Raw genomic sequence first — 19,273 nt, 5'->3', positions numbered from 1 at the left:
TGTTTGTTATTCGTTTAAAAGGTCGTTATTAAATTCGTATCCTTTGTAGTGAACTTTAAATAACACACTGTATAAAGCAGGAATAAATAATAAAGTAATAATGGTTCCGAATAATAATCCAACCATAATACTTACAGCCATTCCTTCCCACATTTCACCACCTGATAAATATAGTGGAATTAATCCTAAAACAGTAGTAAATGTTGCTAATAGAATAGGGCGGAAGCGTTGTAAGCAAGCAGCAATTACAGCATCTTGTTCCTTTCTTCCTGCTGAAAGCTCTATTTCCATTCTGTCAATCAGTACAATAGCATTATTAATTACAATTCCGGCTAATGAAATTACTCCTAAGAAAGGCATAAATCCGAATGGTTCGCGGAAAACTAATAACCCAATTACAACTCCAATAATACCCAATGGAATGGTTAATACGACCATAAACATTTTTCTAAAAGAGTTAAATTGAATGACTAATAATAATACAATTATAAATGCTGAAAGTGGTAAATATTTAATTACAGACCCCATACTTTCTGCTGATTGTTTTGCATCACCACCCAATTCATATGTATAACCTTGTGGCCAATTTTTAGCTTGTTCTTCTAACCAAGGAGTTACCTCTGCCATAACAGCACTTGCATTTCCACCTTCACGTAATTTAGAGGATACATTAATAGTTTTTCTTAAATCTAAACGACGAATTTTTGCATATTGCCACTGCGGAATAATACTAGCAACTTGTAATAGAGGTACACTTTTTCCTGAACCTTGAGCAAAAATATTCAAAGTTTCTAATGATGCTAAAGTTTGTTGTTGACTATCACCACTACGCATTAAAATAGGAATTGATTTATTATCTTCACGATATTCTCCTGTTTGAAAACCGTCTAAAACCGTGGCTAAAGAAGTAGCAATGTCTTGACTTGAAACTCCTGCAGTTTGTGCACGATTTTGATCAATTTCAATTAAGAATTTTTTACTTTTTGGTCCCCAATCATCTTTAATATTTTTAGTAGCTGAATTACTTGCTAATTTAGCTTTAATGCTTTCAGAAATTTTAGCTAATTCGTCTGGACTACTACCAGAAACTTTAATTTCAATAGGCGTTCCACCACCTCCAGCTCCTAATGCACTTACTTTTACGTCGGCATTTGGGAAATTTTCAAAAGCAAAATTATCTAATTTGGCAATCATTGCTTTGTTTTCATTAAACGAAGATGTGTTTACCAAAATATGTGCATAACTTGAATTGGCTTCGTCTTGACTATATCCTTGATCGTACGATTCTGGTCCTTGTCCTACATAAGAAGACCAGTCTACAATTCCTAAAGGTCGATTGTCATTTGTTTTTAAAGAATCAAGCATATATTGCTCAATCTTTTCAGTAACTTCTTTTGTACGCTCTATTTTTGTTCCTAATGGAAGATTAATATCTACCGTAATCATATTACGATCACTATCAGGAAAGAACAAAAACGGAATATTGGTAAATCCATATAACGATAAGAAAAAGGCTACAAAAATTCCAATAATTACTTTCCATTTATTTGCTAAAGCAACTAAAATTAGGTCTTTATATTTTTCTTTTAAGTAATTAATAGTTTTATCTATAAAACTTTCTTTCTTCTCATCTTTTGGAGTTTGTTTTAAGAATAAATAACAGAACAGAGTGATAATCGTTAAAGCGATAATCCACGAAGACATTAAAGCAATGGTAATTACCACAAAGATAGGTCCTACAATATCTCCCATTGAAGTAGGTGACATATAGAAAGCTAAAAAGGCTGCTGATGTAGTTAAGGTTGAAATTAATAAAGGCATCCATAATTCAGAAAAAGCATCTGTTGCAGCTTTTTTCTTTTCAATTCCTTGATCGAGTTTTACCATAATGGTTTCGGCGACTACTATGGCATTATCTACCAACATTCCTAGTGCCATAATTAAAGCAGCTAAGGTTACCTGATTTAGTCCCATACCAATGACTCCCATTATCATTAAAGTCATAATGGTTACAATAGGAATTAAACTAGCAATAACAAAACCAGTTCTAATCCCTAAAAATATAAGCATTACAGCTAATACAATTCCAATAGATTGCATTAAGTTGCTAATAAAGTTCTGTACTTTATTATCGATATACGTATCCATAGAGGACACTCTCGTTAATTCTAAACCAACAGGTAGTTTTGATTTCCATTGTGCTACAACTCCGTCTACTTGTTCACCTAAAGCAATTACATTGGCTCCTTTTTTAAGGTTCACGTGCAGAGACATTGCTGTTTTTCCATCTACTTTTACGATTTGTGTTGGAGGATCTACATATCCTTTTTTAATAGTTGTTATATCTCCCAATTTTACCAATTGCGAACCACTAGATCCAACAGGAACTAACATTTCTCGAATATCTTTTACAGAATTAAAGTTTCCTGTAGGTTCTAAAATAATTCGTTCGTTACCTACGTTTACTTGTCCTCCAGAACTTAAAATGTTAGTTGTAGAAATAATTTGCTGTAACTTAGAAGCAGATAAACCATATTCTTTTAAACGAGTATTGTCAAACTCAACAAATACACGTTCTTCTTGAATTCCTCCTAAAACTACTTTTGCTGCATCTGGTAAGGCAATTAATTGGTCTTTAATATCGTCGGCATATTCTTTCATTTCTGCATATGAATATCCATCAGAAGTTAAGCCAACAACAATACCATATACATCTCCAATTCCATCGTCTTTTAAATCTGGAGTTACTCCTTGTGGTAAACCTTGTAATGCATTTATTTTTCGACGTAGTCTGTCCCAAACTGATTGTAGTTTTTCAGGTGATGTTTCATCTTTTAAAGTAACTGTAACAACTGATAAACCAGTACGAGATGTACTTGCTACCTCTTTTAGTTCAGGAAGTTCTTGTGCAAGTTTTTCAATTTTATCAGAAACTAATTGCTCTACACGTTCTGGACTTGCTCCAGGAAAGAATGAAACTACTGAAGCTACTCTTACTGTATACGGAGGCATACTATCACGTGACAAACCTGTATACATTGCCAATCCCATTATAATAATGGTGGCTAAAACCATAAAGGTAATACGGTTTTTATCTATAGAAAATTGTGCTAAATTCATGTGGTTAGTTTCTTAAAAATTATTGCAATTTTACTTCTTGACCATCTAATAAAGTTTGTAACCCTGCGGTTGCAATTTTTTGTCCTGATTGGAGTCCAGAGGTAATTAAAAAACCTTCAGGAGTTAGTTCTCCAATAGTTACTTTTTGTTTGTTTACTTTCACATTATCACCTTCGCCATTAATTAAAAAAACAAAATTTCCATTACTATCTTCACCTACAGCATTTGCAGGAACTACTAACTCTTGTTTTACGTTTTTACTCTCTCCAAAATGGAATACTACATTGGCAGCCATACCACTCTTTACGTCATTAGAAGGGTTTGTTAATACAACACGTACAGGATATGTAGCTGTATTAGCATCTACCGCAGGAGAAACTTCAGTAACTTTTCCTTTAAATGTTTTGTTTGGTAATGAGGCAAAAGAAACTTCAACAGGCATGTGTTGCTTTACGCCATTAATTACACTTTCTGGTAAACCAAGGAAAATTTCCATATCAGTACCCGCATTTAATGTCGCAATAGTTTGTCCTGGAGTTACATTTTCATCAACTTCAGCAGCTACGGAAGAAATAACCCCATTTTCAGGAGCTACTAAATAACCAAAACGAATTTGCTCTTGTTGTAAAGCAACACTTTGTTTTGCTGAATTAAATGAGTTCTTTGCAGAAGTATATTGATTTTTTGCAGCTTCGTAATTACTTAAAGCAGTAGTTCCTTTTTCGAAAAGCTTACGCGTTCTATCTAAACTTAACTTTGCTGTATTCATAGCAGATTCTGCACTATTTAAGCTAGATACTGCACTTTGGTAATTTAAACGAGCCTGTACATTATCTAAAGCTGCCAATTGCTGACCTTTGCGTACTTTTTGACCAATTTTTATATTAAAGTTTGTAATGATTCCTGAGCTTCTAAAACTTAATTTTATGATCTTATCAGTACGAGATGTTCCACTAAACGAACGTACTTTGTCTCCTCCAAAATATCCAACAGTTTGATATTTTACTGGACGTACCAATTTTACTGCTTCTTTCTTTTCTTCGCCACAAGAACTCAACAATAAAGTAGAGAACAATAATGTGAATAGTTTAGCTGTATATTTCATTTTTTAGTATTTTATAGTTGTGATTTTATTTTCTTTTTAGTAAAAATTCCTGAAAACGCTGAGTAAAATCCTCATTTTCTTCTGGAGAATGTAATAGGAAAAAATATCCAATATTACGCTCTAGTTGTATAGCATTGATTAAGAAATTGTAGACTGCATTTGCTCTTGATAATTGTGCATTTAAATAATTATTTTGTGCATCAATTAACTGTACAAAGTTTACAGCACCTTCTTGATATGACGTTTGGGTTAATTCTAAACTCTCTTTAGCCGTTTGTTCAGATACCTTTGAGAGTTCAATATTTGAAGCTTCGTTTACTAAGTTTAATACACCGTTACGAACATTAGCAGCAATATTCAACTCGCTATTAGCGCGATTGATTTCAATCTGATCTTTTTGAATCATTGCGGTTTGCTTATTAATGTTGTTTTGATTTCTATTAAAAATAGGAATTGATAAGTTTAACCCTACGTTATAATTACTATTTAATAAAGCGAAGTCCGCTTGTTGCTGTTGAGCTGAAAGGGAACTTCCTTTTCCATGACGACTAAAAGTACGATTGTATTGTCCTTGTAAAGCAACAGTTGGTAAGAAACGGTTACTACCGCTTAATTTAATATTACGTTCTGTTGCCTTTAAGTTATAATCTAAAGATTTTAACTCTGGTGCATTCTTTTTAGCTTCTTCTACTAAAAAGGCAATAAAAGGCTCGCGTGTTGTTGGGTTGTCTAGTATTTTACTAAATTGCTCGTAGTTATAGTCTTTATATAAACCTTTATCTAACTCAGCATCGTCAACATCAATACGTGTTTCTACAGGATTATTTAAAAATTGATTTAAGCCTATAAACCCTTGTTCTAATTGGTTAATAGCCTGTACCATTGCCTGTGTGTTTTGAGCCAATTCACTTCGGAAACGTAATACATCTGATTTTCCTGATTGTCCTGCTTCAAAATTTTCCTTAGCAATTTCTAAGTTTTTCTTAGTAAGATCTAAGTTTTGTATTCTAATTTGAGCATTGGTTTTTAAAATGAGCGTATTAAAATAAGCATTAGATGCATTAAAAACAGTATTCAATTCATCTATATTATAACTTTCTTCTTGGGCTTTTTTTAAGTTTTCTTGAATTGTGATATTAGCATTTGCAGAAGGTGAAAATACAGTTTGTTGTAACGTTACATTTCCAGAAGTAGAAAACTCAGGGTTTTGTCCGTTACTAACTTCTGCTAATTTAGGATCTACGTAGGTTCCTGTTCCTGTAGCGGTTAAACTCGGTAAGTAGTTACTTTTTGCCGTTTTTACATTTTGTTGACTAATATCAATATTCTTTTTACTCGATTGTAGTGTTAGGTTTTTACCTAAAACTTGCTCCATTACAGATAGTAAATTGTATGTTTTTTGAGCATTTACATCTTTCATTTCACCAACAAAATCGGTACTGTTTAGTAAGCTATATTTAATAGGAACTCCAATTGCATTTGCAGTATTGTAATTTATAGTTAATCTCGGACTATATTCAATATATACTGGCATTTGAGATAGGGGAGTTCCGTTGATGTAACTTTCAATAGTTAATGAAACACGACGTAGGAATTGATCGAAACTATTGTCTGATTGATTGATTGCCATTATTCCTAACTCTACATCACCAACACTATGGGTGGTAAATGATGGTAATTTTTTATCAATAAAAGCTTGAGCGATTTGTTCCGTTTGATTATCTGTTAAAAAGAAACCACCAGCTAAATATACAGCATCAATTTCATCAAGATTAGAGGTAATATCACTTGCGTTTTTAAAAGGAATCAATTTATAAGTTGATCCTATTTCTTTTAATTCTTTATCAAACGTTTCTTTTAATGGAAGAATGTTTATAAAAGGTTCTTCAATAACAATTCCTACTTTTTTAAAATTAGTCAGCTCTTGTAACTTTTTTAGATCCTCTAAATATGATTGAGAATTGATTAAATAAGTAAAGTTATGTTTACCAGAAGTAGCTTTTGTAATATCGATGTCATTAAAATCTCGATTTACTGCACCAAAAAGAATAGTAGGTTTTTGGTAGCTAGTTTGTGCTTCAATTACTTCACTGTTTACAACTCCAAAGGCTAAAATAATATCAGTAGTATTTGATATTAACTGTTGATAATTTTCTTTAGCTTTTTGTAAATTATAATTGTTTACTAGCAAACTACTTTTTGGAAAACTAATGGTAGCATCTTCACCGACAACCGCTCTTACTTGAGTTTTTAATTGTTGTAATAAAGGGTCTAACTCAACAGTATAATTGTCTATTAATATTCCAATGTTGTAGTTTTTCTTTTTTTGAGCATGCAAAATTGAAATACTCAAAAACATTAGAAAAAGAAAGAGTTTTTTCATTTGGTTGTTTTTTAATTGATTTCTATTGGTGGGAGGAATAAAAGCGAATTGGTTCAATTCGTTGATTATAAATATAATAATTTTTTCGGAGCAAAATTAGTTGTTTATGATGTTTTGAGTGTTTAATTTTATAATGTTAGATAAAATTAACTTTGTTTTAAGTATCTGTAAAGCAGGGTTTTATTTGTGTTGTTGTTTGGTTTTATAATATTAGATAGAATTACAGTAAGAAATGTATTTTTGTTGTAGAATTTTATAAGTACATATGAATATTATAAAAGCCTTTCCTGTAATAAGTATTTTTTTAGGTGTTTTTTTAACCTTTTTTATTTTGTGTACTAAAAATAATTTTGGGAAAAATACTTTGACGAAATACAGTTTAGCAGCAGTAGTATTTCTTTATACCTTATTATCTATTGGAAGTTATATTGATCGTAATAATTATGATGTTCCTCTGTACGTTAACTTTATTTCTTTTGTTGCTTTTTCTTTTGTTGGAGTTTCGTTCTATTATTTCTGCGCTTCAATTGTAGATAGGAAAATAAAATTTGAACCTATACTTTTTATTATAATTATATACACCGTATTTGAAATATGGTTTTTTAACTTTTTAATTAAAGAAATAGGAACAGATAGAGATGAAATATATGAGCTTTTTGCGATAAGCCCTTTACCATCTATTATAAAATATGCGGTATACGATTATATTGTTTCTTGTTTAATTAATTTGTATTTTATTTTTAGAGCTTATAAATTATTTAAAACTACTCCGTTAATTATAAGTCAAGATAAAAAAGAAGGAATATATTTTAAATGGATTAACTTATTATTCTTTATAAATTTTGCCGTGATTTTAGCTCTTATGGTTCAGGTAATTTTGGTGCTATTTGATATTGGTAGCTTAGATATAACATTTACAATTGAACCGATAGTATATACAGTATATTTCTTTGTATTTGTGTATTCATTAATGTATTTTCCTGTATTTGCATTTACTGGAGATTATAATGATTTGCCTAAAGAAGTAAAATCTAAGTACAAAAATTCATCTTTAAATGATTCAGTTGAACTTTTTAATAAAATAGACAAATTAGTTACGGAAGAAAAGATGTTTTTATCACCAGAATTAAAGATCAATACCTTGTCGGAAAAACTGAAAACATCTGTACCTCATATATCGCAGGCTATTAATGAAAACAAACAAGTTAGTTTTTCTGATTATGTAAATAGTTTTAGGATTATAGAAGCTAAAAAAAGACTTCTAGTAAAAAAACCAGATACTATTTTTGCTATTGCAATAGATGTTGGTTTTAATAGTAAAGCTACATTTTATCATGCATTTAAAAAGCTAACTAATACAACACCTACTGAGTTTAGGAAGAAGAATTTTACTAGTTAAATAAAATTTTTAAAAGTTAACAATATACTTGGTAAGAGTTGCTTTTGAAGTTAATATTTTATTTACGGTTTGTATACTTTTTAATTCTGTTTCAATAAGTTTAGCTTCACGATAATTGATTAAAAATAAAGAACCTTCACCCAAATCAAATTTTCGTTGTTCAGCATTTACCAACTTTTTATAATCATTTACTAAATTACTTGTAATTGAATTCTGAGTTAAATAGGATTGAATTTGTTGCTGTGTAGCTCTAATTTTATTCTGTAAACTAACTTTAGTAGCAGACAAATCAAAATCTATGTCTTGTAATTTTAATTTGGCAAGCTTTAAATCACCTCTTTCTTTTCGTAAAAAGATAGGAAAACTAATATTTACTCCTGCTTTGTAATTTGAAGTGCTTAAACTTCTTAAATTATCATAATCGGAAGTTAAAAAATTATATTGAGCATCAATTTTGGGAAGCAAATTGTTTAGTTTTAATTTTCGTTCAACGTTTAATTGTTGTTTTTTAAGTTCTAACATTTTCACCTTAGGATGATTTTCAATAAAATCTTCATTTACATTTAATATTGAAGAATTTAAAACAACATCAATCGTGTTAAGTGTATCATCATCAGGAAAAATATTGTCGTTTAACTCGATAGGTAAATTATTTTCTAACCATAAATAATTAGAAATTTCAAAAATTGATTTTATAAAACTAATTTTAGCTTTCTCTAAATCGAGTAATCTGTTTTTGTAATTTATGTTTGCTTCTAATGTATCTACTTCGGCTTTGTCACCAGCTTTAAAACTTTTAATTACGTTTTGTAATCTTATTTTGGCGTTTGATTTATAGTCAGTATAAACTTTTAATTCTTGATGGTTTTTCAGCCACAAAAAATAAGTGTCAATTGCATCGTACAGTATATCATTAATAAGTAATTGTTGTTGAGCATTACTAATTTGAGTATACAGTTTTGCTTGTTTTAGCGTAGCCATTCGCCTGTTTGTAAGAAGTCCTTTTGCTAAAGATAATGAAACCCCAGCGCTATATAAACCGTCTGTAGGTGTTGTGAATTCTGGGTTTAAATATGTGCCATCATTCCTTTCGTAATTGGCCTTTAACTCAATTCCGTACCAAGTAGGAATTTTAAACGACGTATTTAATTTGTCGTAATATTCGGTGTTTTTAAACTTCTTTCGATCGTAATCTACCTCTATTTTTGGATCGAAGCTTCCACGAGCTTTTAATAATTTAGCTTCACCTTGCGCTACAGTTAATCTAGCTTGCTTTACAATAGGATGATATTTTTTTACATACCCTAAGTATTCTTGTAGAGATAAAATACTATCGGTTTGTGCATGTAAAAAATTAATAGATCCGAATAGAAAAATGATTGAATAGATTAATAATCTCATTATTCTTTAGTTATTTTGAAACTTTACTTTTATTGTTTGTCTTGTTTTTAGGTTGATAAAAATTAGGAGGAAAACTATTTATCTGTCTCCAAACTTCAAACCAAATAGAAACGTCTTCCAATAATGCAATTGTTTTAGCACCAGAACCAACACGTAAGGCCTTTGGCCATGGTTCTGAGTTTTTATCGGGAGCAATTAATACTCGATACATTCCATTATCACTGATGAAATTTTCAATAGCTACAACTTTTGCTCCGTAAGTTCCGTAAGAAGCATTTGGCCAACCGCTAAATACAATTGCTGGCCATCCATCAAACTGAACACGTACAGATTCATCAATATGAATTAAAGGTAAATCTATTGGTCGCACATACATTTCTACCGCTAATTCGTAATTCGCAGGCATTATTCCTACGAGTTTTTCACCTTCTTTAAAAGTTTCTCCAATACCTGTTTTTATAGCTTTGTTTATGTAACCATCTTGTGGAGCAGTAATGTATAATAAACTGCTACGTTTTTTATAATTAGCCAAGTTTATTTCTAACTTAGACACTTGTGCTTCAGTATCTAATGCGCTAGATTGTGCAGTATATAAATTACTTTGTGCTTTGGCTATTTTATCGCCATAAGTAGCATTTATGGTTGAAATTGCTAACTCACTATTAATAATATTGTTTTTAGAGACCAATAATTTATTTTGTTGTGAAATCAATTTTGCATTAGCTTCTTGAAATTTGTTGCGATATTCTTCTACATCTTTTACTGCTTTTAATCCTTCTTTTTGAAGATTTACCGTACGATCGAATTGAGTTTTAGCAATGTTAGATTTTGTTTTTACAGCTTCTAAATCAATACTGTCAGACTTAACCTTTAAACGTGCTTGTATCAATTTGTTTTTAGCTTGTTCTAACTTTAAATTGCGTTCTTGTTTCAATGCGTTTATTTGATTTTGTAAAGCCGATACTTTGCTTTTATATGCATTTACAGAAGCAGATTTTGCATTGATTTGGTCATCTGTTCGTTCAGTTAATTTATCATCGAAATAATCACTTTTAATTTCTGATATACGAAGAATGGTATCGCCTTTTTTTACGAAATCACCTTCTTGCACAAACCATTGCTCAATACGACCTGGAATTTGAGACTGTAATGTTTGTGGTCGTTGATTTGGTTTTAAGGTAGTGACATTACCTTTACTCGAAATGGTTTGTGTCCACGGTAAAAATAATATGATTAAAAGCAATACTGAAAACACTAATAATAAACGTTTAAAGTACTTATGATATTCGATATTGAATATTTTTTTACCCGATTTAAATTTAGATAAATCGACGTTTTCTGAAATAGAATTATGAGAAATGTTTAACATAGCTTACTGTTTAATCATTTGACCTTTTTCAAGGGAAATATGTTTGTTACACTTCGATTTCCAAATGTCTTTATCACTTACTACAATAATGCTCCAAGGTTGGTTTACATCACATAAATAGTTAATAATTTTTTGGGTTTCATCTTTGTTAAATTGCTCTAGCGGATCTTCTAAAATCAATACTTTTGGTTGCTTTAAAATAGCTCTAGCTAATACAATTTTTTTAGCAATTAAGTAGGGTATTTGTTTTCCTTCGGGTTTTAAAAAAGTACTTAATCCGTTAGGTTGTTGTTTTAAAAATTGAGTTAAACCAGTATCTTCAAACACTTTTATAATTTGACTATCGGAAATAGTTTTATCGCCAAAAGTTACGTTTTCACGAATAGTACCTTCAAAAGGAGTTTCATCTGAAAGTAGTAAACCTAAATTTGCTCGATAATGATTTAAATGTAAGCTGTTAAGTGATAAATTGTTGATGTAAACAAAGCCTGAATTTGGTTCGATAAGTCCTGAGATTAATTGTAATAAGCTCGATTTACCAGAACCACTTTCACCTTGTACTAAAATTCTATCGGTTTGATTTATAGTAAGTGAAATTCCATCTAAAATAGGTAAACTGCGCTCAGAAGTACTATAAATAATATCTTTTAATTCGATAGTAAAAGGAATGTTTTCCTGAATTTTTTCTCCAGTTTGTTTTTCAATTTCCTTGTCAACAATTTCACCTAATTTTTCAATAGATGTTAGTACATCGTAAAAAGATTCTAATCCTAAAATTAGTTTTTCTACAGAGTTAATAACTAGTATTATAATGATTTCAGAAGCAACAAATTGCCCAATGTTCATTTGCTGATTTAATACCAAATAACCACCAACTAGAAGTAAAGAAGCGGTAACAATGACTTTAAAGCCTATCATTTGTTGAAATTGAAGTATCAAAATCTTAAAATGACTTTCTCTAGAATCTATATAATCTGATACTAATTCGTCACTTTTTTTCATTGCCAAACTAGTACGTCCCGATAGTTTAAAACTGATAACCGTTCTTGCAATTTCTTCTAACCAGTGAGCTACCTTATATTTATTTTTTGATTCTTTTAAGCTGGTTTGTAATCCTCTTTCCGTAGTATATCTGAATAAAACAAAAATAAGAGCTAATAATAGAAAGCCAAATACAATAAAAAACGGATGATAAAATGCAAGTAAGATTAATGCAAAAATAATCTGTAAGAAAGCTGAAGGTACGTCTAATAAAATTTTAGATAAACTTTTTTGAATTGTTAGCGTATCAAAAAATCTGTTGGCAATTTCTGGTAAATAATAATTGCGTAGCTCCTGCATTTTTATTTTAGGAAATCTATATGCTAACTCAAAAGAAGCTCTAGTAAATATGCGTTGTTGAATGGTTTCTATAATACGCATTTGAGCAAATTTTAAAACACCTGCAAATGCAACCCCAATGGTAACTAAGATTACTAAAACAATCCACGATGTAGATACTTGTGCGCCTTGTAGTAAGTTAATAATAGCTTGGATTCCTAACGGTAATGTTAAGGCGACAATTCCTTCAAAAATAGCAAAATAAGAAATTTGAAAAATGTCTTTACGCTCTAATTCTACTAGTCCTAAAAAACGTTTCCATGGAGTTAGAGGAGTGTTATTTTTCATTGCATAATATTTTTAAGATTAAATCTGTATAGAATTCAGTTACAGAAATTTGTTTGTTACAATTGGTAATTGTTGTAAAATGTTGTTTAAAAAAGTGCTGTTGTAAAGCGCCTTCAATAACAGTATTAGCTAAACTTAAAGGGTGTTTGTATGTAGAGTTGTGTTCTGAAATTATTTCTGCTATTCTTTTTACGACTCGTTTGAATGGAAAGAAAAAACCATCTTTATTTTCGCTGTCTACTTTTTTTGTTAAATAAACTTTTGAGTTTTCGTTAATTATATTTTGATTAAGTAAAACTTCGTTGATATGACTAAATTTACTATCTGTTTTAATTGTACGAGTTACTACTTCTATACCTTTTAAAAGTTTTTCTTTCGTGTTTTTAAGAGCGAATGTTTCTATAACTAATTGATATTCTATCCAAACCCAATACCAAGAAGTTAAATACATTAATAAATGGTGTTTGCTTTCAAAATATCGATAAATAGAACTTTCATTCGAGCCAATTTTTAGACCTAATTTTTTAAAATTGAATTGTTCAAAGCCAATATCACTAATTAGCTCAATACTATTACCTACAATTCGTTTTCCCAAATCTGATGTTTCTGGATCCTTTATGTATATACCTTTTGGGACTTCTATTTTAAAGTTTGAAAGTAGTCTATCCATAGATAATTGATTTATTTGCAAACTTAATAGTAATACTATTAAACATATGTGTAAAAATATTATTTAACAAAAAATTAATAATGTATTCTTGATTTAATGAGGTTGAATAATATCTGTGAGTTGTTCTTTATAGAAGATAATAAGATATCTATAAAGTTTATTGAAAAATAAAACCCGTTAAAACTAAGTTTTAACGGGTTTTTGTGACCTCGGCAGGATTCAAACCTGCAACCTCTTGAGCCGTAATCAAGTGCACTATTCAGTTATGCTACGAGGCCTTAATGCGTTTGCGGGTGCAAATATACAGTTATTTTTCAATTTCAAAAACTATTTTTTAATTTCTTTTTGAAAATTTTCAATAACATTTGTAGCTTGTTCTAAATCAGTGTTAAAAATATGAAGTTCTGAAGAATCTCCAAAAGTTCCAAAGCCAGCTAATCTTCCAGACTCTCTATCATCTTTTATGATTGAAGGTATATTTATTTGATCTAATAAATAAGCGAGTCTATTAACAAGAATAGAAGTGCCAGTAAAAATTTTAATATGCTCTTTCATAATTTTAAGTTTTAAAATTAGTCTAATGAATTTTTAGTAACAAAAGCTCTCCAACCTATAATAGCCAATTGTGTTTTCGATGCTTTAGCAATATCCAACTGTCTTTTTGTGAAAGACGGTAATAGTGTCTTGTTAAGTTTAGCTAATATTTTAAATAATTGTTTTTTCATTAAGTAGTTGATTTATAATCAAAAATAATGAAAAAAAATAACAGGCTGAATATTTATGATCGACCTGTTAAAATGTTTCTTTTTCTAAATTTTACATAACCTTTGTTGTCGTAGCAATTTTCCCTCTAAAATTCCTTTTTAAATAAAATGTTAACTGTGTTCATAATAGTTGATTTTTGATAATTTTCTTAAAAGAATAAGCTAATAAAATTAATAGCTATGTTCAGGGCAAGAACAGTAAGTTTTAAAACAATAGTAATCATTAGTTTTTAATAGTTTTTTAGTTAATAATTTAATTAATTCCGGAATTGTTTTTCGAATATAAGTGGTTGTAAAACTTTCCACCAAATAAAATTTTAATAAATAATACTTTTGTGTTTTAATTATAATGTAAAATAATGTTTTGTGTTTTAAATTAAAATGTCTTTTTCTTTATTTTGGTTTTTATTTATAGTTGTTATTTGAGTTTATGGTTGTTTTTTGTAGGTAAATAATGTGGTTTTTTTGTGATTTTAAAAAAAGTAAAGGAAAAATAGTTGTGTGAATAGCTAATTTTTAAGATTTCTATTTTTTGGAGTTAAAATAATTAGAAACGGAATCGGTTTTCTGAAGTGTTAAAAATCCTATCTTCGCAAAAAAATATTTTATGAGTATAGCTTATATAATAATAGGGTTATTGTTGTTAGTATTTGGAGGAGATTTTTTAGTGCGTTCTTCAGTAGGATTATCATTTAAGTTGAATATTTCTAAAATGGTAATTGGTATGACAGTAGTTTCTTTTGCAACTTCAGCACCAGAATTATTAGTGAGTTTACAGGCTGCGTTAGATGGATCTCCTGCAATTGCGATCAATAATGTAATAGGGTCAAACATTGCTAATATAGGTTTAGTGTTGGGGATTACAGCGTTAATTGGTCCAATTGCTGTTAGTAAAGATTTCTATAAGTTAAATTGGCCAGTAATGATGGTTTTTTCGTTGCTGATTTATTATTTTCTATGGAATGATGAAGTAATTACCAGGATTGAAGGAGTTGTATTAGTGCTTGCTCTTGTTGTATTTTTGATAGTGTTAATAAGATCAGCAAAATCTGATGAAGTTAATAATGGTGAGGTTGATGAAAAATTAGCTACAGTAGGTTATGGAAAAATACTGTTGTGGTTATTAATTGGTGGGGTAGCATTGTATTTTGGTTCTGATTTGTTAGTGAGAGGAGCAAAATCATTAGCACAAAGTGTTGGTGTAAGTGAAGGAGTAATTTCTATAACTATGATTGCAATTGGTACGAGTGTTCCTGAATTGGCAGCATCAGTAATTGCTGTGGTAAAAGGAGAAAAAGCAATTTCTTTAGGGAATTTAATAGGTTCTAATATCTTTAATATAGCTTCTGTTTTAGGATTAACAGCTTTGGTAAAAGAAATTCCTGTTACTGAACCACAAATATTAACTAGAGATATTTTTTGGATGTTGGCATTTGCATTTATAATTCTTCCGTTAGTCTTTTTGCCAAAAAGGTTTGAATTAGGAAGGTTAAAAGGAGCTGTATTGTTTATAAGTTATATAGCTTTTATATATATAGCCTTTTTATAAAGAAATAGATTTTGAAAAGAAAAAAGCCGCTATTAGCGGCTTTTTTAGTTGTGTTGTGTGTGTTTATTAATCTAACTTGGCGCTTTTTACAGTCTCAACAATTCGACCAGCAACCTTGTATGGATCCGCGTTTGATGCAGGACGACGGTCTTCTAACCAACCTTTCCATCCTTTTTCTACTGTGATAATTGGAATACGAATAGAAGCTCCACGATCAGAAACTCCGTAGCTAAAATCGTTAATAGAAGCAGTTTCGTGTAAACCAGTTAAACGTTGGTCGTTATATTCACCATAAACGGCAATATGTTCTTTAGTAACTGGTCTAAAAGCTTCACATACTTTTTCGTAAACTTCTTTGCTACCACAAGTCCTTAATAATGTGTTAGAGAAGTTAGCATGCATTCCAGATCCATTCCAATCACCTTTTACTGGCTTTGGATGGTATTCAATATAATATCCGTATTTTTCTGTTAATCTATCTAATAAGTAACGAGCTACCCAAATTTCATCTCCAGCTAATTTTGCTCCTTTGGCAAATAATTGAAATTCCCATTGACCAGAAGCTACTTCTTGGTTAATTCCTTCGAAGTTTAAACCAGCAGCGATACATAAGTCAGCGTGCTCTTCAACAAAATCTCTACCATGAGTATTTTTACCGCCTACAGAACAGTAGTACATTCCTTGTGGTCCAGGGTATCCTCCGATAGGGAACCCTAAAGGAAGTTGAGTGTGTGTATCCATAATAAAGTACTCTTGCTCAAAACCAAACCAAAAATCATTATCATCATCATCAATTTTAGCTCTTGCATTTGATACGTGTGGAGTTCCATCTGCATTTAAAACTTCAGTCATTATTAAGAATCCATTATCTCTAGCTGGATCTGGATAAATAGCAACTGGTTTTAATAAACAATCAGAATCACCGCCTTCGGCTTGTCTGGTTGAAGATCCGTCAAAAGACCAGATAGGACAGTCTTCTAATTTTCCACTAAAGTCATCAATAACTTTAGTTTTGCTTCGCATGTTTTGAGTAGGATAGTAGCCATCTAACCAAATGTACTCTAATTTAGATTTAGCCATAAGAATAATTATATAGTTTTAAGTTTATTCATCGAATAATTGATGAAACAAATATATGTACTTTTTTCTTTTAAGGTGTTTTTTTAAGGGGGTTTTTTGTTTAAAATATGTAAAAAATATTTTCAACCCTATTTTTTTTAGGGGTTGATAATATTTTAGTATGTATTTTGTATTTTTGACTGTGTTAAAATAAAAGTGTATGTCTGTGTTAAGATTTAAAGCTATTCAAGAAACAATGAATAGAAAACCAATTATTATTGAAGAGAAGGTTAAACGTTCTGAGTTATTTGCTGCAAATGTGTTTAATGAAACAGCGATGAGGCAATATTTAACTAAGGAAGCTTACGATAGTGTTATGGATGCTATTGAAAAAGGGACAAAGATTAGTAGGAGTATTGCTAATCAAATATCTGCTTCTATGAAAGATTGGGCAATCTCAAAAGGAGCTACACATTTTACGCATTGGTTTCAGCCACTAACAGGAGCTACAGCAGAAAAGCACGATGCTTTTTTTGAAACAATAGGAAATGGAGCAGCTATAGAAAAATTTGGTGGAGGTGAATTAGTGCAACAAGAACCAGATGCATCGTCTTTTCCTAATGGAGGATTAAGAAATACTTTTGAAGCGAGAGGGTATACCGCTTGGGATCCTACATCACCGGCTTTTGTGTATGGAACAACTTTATGTATTCCAACGGTTTTTGTAGCTTATACAGGTGAAGCTTTAGATTATAAAACACCCTTATTAAGAGCCTTACAAGAAGTAGATAAAGCTGCTACAGCTGTAGCAAAATATTTTGATAAAAATGTAACTAAGGTGAATGCAACTTTAGGTTGGGAGCAAGAATATTTTTTAATAGATGCAGCCTTAGCAAAATCTAGACCAGATATTAGTTTAACGGGGAGAACTTTGTTAGGGCACTCGTCAGCTAAAGGACAACAATTAGATGATCATTACTTTGGAACAATTCCATCACGAGTATTAAGTTTTATGAGAGATTTAGAACAAGAATGTCTTGTTTTAGGAATTCCTGTGAAAACACGTCACAATGAGGTGGCTCCAAATCAATTTGAGTTAGCACCAATTTTTGAAGAAGCTAATTTGGCGGTAGATCATAATGCTTTATTGATGGATGTTATGAAGAAAGTGGCAGAGCGTCATTCATTTAAAGTGCTATTTCATGAAAAACCATTTGCTGGAGTTAACGGTTCTGGTAAACACAATAACTGGTCGCTTTCAACAAATACTGGAGTGAATTTATTGAGTCCAGGAAAAACCCCAATGCGAAATCTTGAATTTTTAACTTTCTTTATTAACACGATAAAAGCGGTGAATGATTATGAAGAATTATTAAGAGCATCGATCGCAAGTGCTAGTAACGATCATCGTTTAGGTGCTAACGAAGCTCCGCCTGCAATTATATCTGTATTTATAGGTTCTCAACTTTCTTCGGTTTTAGACGAGTTAGAAAATGTAACCAAAGGGAAAATTTCACCTCAAGAAATGACAGATTTAAAATTGAATGTAGTAGGAAAGATTCCAGAAATTTTATTAGATAATACAGATAGAAATAGAACATCTCCTTTCGCATTTACAGGAAATAAATTTGAGTTTAGAGCTGTTGGATCTATGGCAAACTGTGCAAATGCAATGACAGTGTTAAATACTATAGTGGCTAAACAATTAAAAGAATTTAAAATTGAAGTTGATGCTTATATTAAAAAGCATGAAGTAAAGAAAGATGATGCGATTTTCAATGTACTAAGAGAATATATAAAAGCATCAAAAAGAATTCGTTTTGAAGGAAACGGATACGGGAAAGAATGGGAGAAGGAAGCAAAAAAAAGAAAGCTAAGTAATTACAAGACTACCCCAGAAGCATTAAAATCAAAAATCTCAAAATCTACTATTAATTTATATGAAGAAATGAATATAATGAATAAGGTAGAGGTTGAAGCTAGGTACGAAATAGAGATAGAAGAATATACATTAAGATTGCAGATAGAATCTAGAGTACTAGGAGATCTATCAAGAAATCATATTGTGCCGACAGCAATTAAATACCAAAATATACTTATTGAAAATGTAAAGGGCTTAAAAGAAATTTATGGAGAAGGATTTAAAAAGGTTGCTAAAGAGCAGATGTCTATAATTGAAGGAATTTCATTACATATAGAAGAAATAAATAAGCAAGTTCTTGAAATGATTGAAGAGAGAAAAAAAGCGAATTCAATTAACGATTCTGAAAAGAGAGCTAATGCGTATAATAAAAATGTAAAACCATATTTTGAATCAATAAGATACCATTGCGATAAGCTTGAGTTTTTGGTAGATGACAATTTATGGCCCTTAGCTAAGTATAGAGAACTACTTTTTACAAGATAAACAACAGATTTTATACTGTTTTATATTTCGGAAAAACCCCTGTGTGATTCATGGGGGTTTTTCCTGTATTTTAGAAATGTGTTTCAAATAATTATAAGTGTTAATGTCTTGTTTTTGTTAGTGTTAGTTGTTTTTTTAGATGTTTTGTTTTTAAGTATTAGATGAAAACGTCAGTATATTTTTTGTGATGTAAAAGAATTGTTCTTATATTAGCAGTGTTTAAACGAAGCAACTATATATAGTTTAACAACTGCCCACAACGGGTTGATGAAAATGTAAATCACCACTCCTTTTTATTTACATTTTACCCTTGTAATTTTATTTTACCCTTAAAGTTTTTACGCCCTTATGTCCTAGGATTTAACCTATGGAATAGGAT

General features: G+C 30.5%; 13 protein-coding genes and 1 tRNA gene. 3 read left to right on the top strand and 11 right to left on the bottom strand.

Translation table 11 applies throughout. The features are described 5' to 3' along the window. Window positions 1-6: 6 nt before the first annotated feature. From WH52_RS07420 to WH52_RS07410, 3 genes are read right to left on the bottom strand one after another with little or no spacing between them, the layout of a single operon-like run. Window positions 7-3,120 (bottom strand): efflux RND transporter permease subunit, encoded by a 3,114-nt coding sequence (locus tag WH52_RS07420; protein ID WP_086030294.1) that lies wholly within the window; start codon window positions 3,118-3,120, stop codon window positions 7-9. A 19-nt stretch (window positions 3,121-3,139) separates the two neighbouring features. Then, window positions 3,140-4,225 (bottom strand): efflux RND transporter periplasmic adaptor subunit, encoded by a 1,086-nt coding sequence (locus tag WH52_RS07415; protein ID WP_086030293.1) that lies wholly within the window; start codon window positions 4,223-4,225, stop codon window positions 3,140-3,142. A gap of 25 nt (window positions 4,226-4,250) precedes the next feature. After that, complete coding sequence (locus WH52_RS07410) at window positions 4,251-6,608, bottom strand: TolC family protein (RefSeq protein WP_143592099.1); 2,358 nt, start codon at window positions 6,606-6,608, stop codon at window positions 4,251-4,253. Window positions 6,609-6,972: 364 nt separating this feature from the next. Here WH52_RS07410 and WH52_RS07405 point away from each other — a divergent pair, with 364 nt between their 5' ends. Continuing rightward, entirely contained in the window at window positions 6,973-8,007 is a 1,035-nt protein-coding gene (locus WH52_RS07405) for a helix-turn-helix domain-containing protein (protein WP_158091359.1), read from the top strand. Between the two features lie 9 nt (window positions 8,008-8,016). Here WH52_RS07405 and WH52_RS07400 read toward each other — a convergent pair whose 3' ends face one another. From WH52_RS07400 to WH52_RS07370, 7 genes are all read right to left on the bottom strand, one after another. After that, a complete protein-coding gene (locus tag WH52_RS07400; RefSeq protein WP_086030290.1) occupies window positions 8,017-9,408 on the bottom strand; it encodes a TolC family protein in 1,392 nt (463 codons plus the stop codon). Between the two features lie 10 nt (window positions 9,409-9,418). Beyond that, the gene (locus WH52_RS07395; protein ID WP_086030289.1) at window positions 9,419-10,777 is read right to left on the bottom strand and encodes an HlyD family secretion protein; all 1,359 of its coding nucleotides are present in this window, start codon (window positions 10,775-10,777) and stop codon (window positions 9,419-9,421) included. 3 nt (window positions 10,778-10,780) lie between these two features. Next, the gene (locus tag WH52_RS07390; protein WP_086030288.1) at window positions 10,781-12,445 is read right to left on the bottom strand and encodes a peptidase domain-containing ABC transporter; all 1,665 of its coding nucleotides are present in this window, start codon (window positions 12,443-12,445) and stop codon (window positions 10,781-10,783) included. Further along, window positions 12,435-13,115, bottom strand: a complete 681-nt coding sequence (locus WH52_RS07385) for a TetR/AcrR family transcriptional regulator (protein WP_086030287.1) — start codon at window positions 13,113-13,115, stop codon at window positions 12,435-12,437. Before WH52_RS07385 ends, WH52_RS07390 begins: the two co-directional genes overlap by 11 nt. Window positions 13,116-13,319: 204 nt before the next feature. Beyond that, a tRNA-Arg gene (locus WH52_RS07380) sits at window positions 13,320-13,393 on the bottom strand. A gap of 49 nt (window positions 13,394-13,442) precedes the next feature. After that, entirely contained in the window at window positions 13,443-13,670 is a 228-nt protein-coding gene (locus tag WH52_RS07375) for a putative signal transducing protein (protein ID WP_198938399.1), read from the bottom strand. 17 nt (window positions 13,671-13,687) lie between these two features. Next, window positions 13,688-13,840, bottom strand: a complete 153-nt coding sequence (locus tag WH52_RS07370; RefSeq protein WP_086030285.1) for an SsrA-binding protein — start codon at window positions 13,838-13,840, stop codon at window positions 13,688-13,690. A 646-nt stretch (window positions 13,841-14,486) separates the two neighbouring features. Between WH52_RS07370 and WH52_RS07365 the strand changes: the two genes are divergently transcribed. Next, window positions 14,487-15,428, top strand: coding sequence for a calcium/sodium antiporter (locus WH52_RS07365; protein ID WP_086030284.1), 942 nt, complete (start codon window positions 14,487-14,489; stop codon window positions 15,426-15,428). A 66-nt stretch (window positions 15,429-15,494) separates the two neighbouring features. On the opposite strand, the gene WH52_RS07360 is transcribed toward WH52_RS07365, so the two are convergent. Then, complete coding sequence (locus WH52_RS07360; RefSeq protein ID WP_086030283.1) at window positions 15,495-16,508, bottom strand: glutamine synthetase beta-grasp domain-containing protein; 1,014 nt, start codon at window positions 16,506-16,508, stop codon at window positions 15,495-15,497. Between the two features lie 199 nt (window positions 16,509-16,707). On the opposite strand from WH52_RS07360, the gene WH52_RS07355 reads away from it, so the two are divergent. Next, window positions 16,708-18,894: a glutamine synthetase III family protein gene (locus tag WH52_RS07355; RefSeq protein WP_086030282.1), complete on the top strand. Its 2,187-nt coding sequence runs from the start codon at window positions 16,708-16,710 to the stop codon at window positions 18,892-18,894. The last annotated feature ends 379 nt before the right edge of the window (window positions 18,895-19,273 follow it).

This window comes from Tenacibaculum holothuriorum, assembly GCF_002120225.1.
In the GTDB taxonomy this organism is placed as follows: domain Bacteria; phylum Bacteroidota; class Bacteroidia; order Flavobacteriales; family Flavobacteriaceae; genus Polaribacter; species Polaribacter holothuriorum.
Note: the sequence above shows the minus strand (reverse complement) of the source record. Positions and strands in the feature narration are given on the sequence as shown.

Coding starts and splice junctions, on each gene's coding strand:
- WH52_RS07420 (WP_086030294.1), bottom strand. CDS start 3,120: ATGAATTTAGCACAATTTTCTATAGATAAAAACCGTATTACCTTTATG.
- WH52_RS07415 (WP_086030293.1), bottom strand. CDS start 4,225: ATGAAATATACAGCTAAACTATTCACATTATTGTTCTCTACTTTATTG.
- WH52_RS07410 (WP_143592099.1), bottom strand. CDS start 6,608: ATGAAAAAACTCTTTCTTTTTCTAATGTTTTTGAGTATTTCAATTTTG.
- WH52_RS07400 (WP_086030290.1), bottom strand. CDS start 9,408: ATGAGATTATTAATCTATTCAATCATTTTTCTATTCGGATCTATTAAT.
- WH52_RS07395 (WP_086030289.1), bottom strand. CDS start 10,777: ATGTTAAACATTTCTCATAATTCTATTTCAGAAAACGTCGATTTATCT.
- WH52_RS07390 (WP_086030288.1), bottom strand. CDS start 12,445: ATGAAAAATAACACTCCTCTAACTCCATGGAAACGTTTTTTAGGACTA.
- WH52_RS07385 (WP_086030287.1), bottom strand. CDS start 13,115: ATGGATAGACTACTTTCAAACTTTAAAATAGAAGTCCCAAAAGGTATA.
- WH52_RS07375 (WP_198938399.1), bottom strand. CDS start 13,670: ATGAAAGAGCATATTAAAATTTTTACTGGCACTTCTATTCTTGTTAAT.
- WH52_RS07370 (WP_086030285.1), bottom strand. CDS start 13,840: ATGAAAAAACAATTATTTAAAATATTAGCTAAACTTAACAAGACACTA.
- WH52_RS07365 (WP_086030284.1), top strand. CDS start 14,487: ATGAGTATAGCTTATATAATAATAGGGTTATTGTTGTTAGTATTTGGA.
- WH52_RS07360 (WP_086030283.1), bottom strand. CDS start 16,508: ATGGCTAAATCTAAATTAGAGTACATTTGGTTAGATGGCTACTATCCT.
- WH52_RS07355 (WP_086030282.1), top strand. CDS start 16,708: ATGTCTGTGTTAAGATTTAAAGCTATTCAAGAAACAATGAATAGAAAA.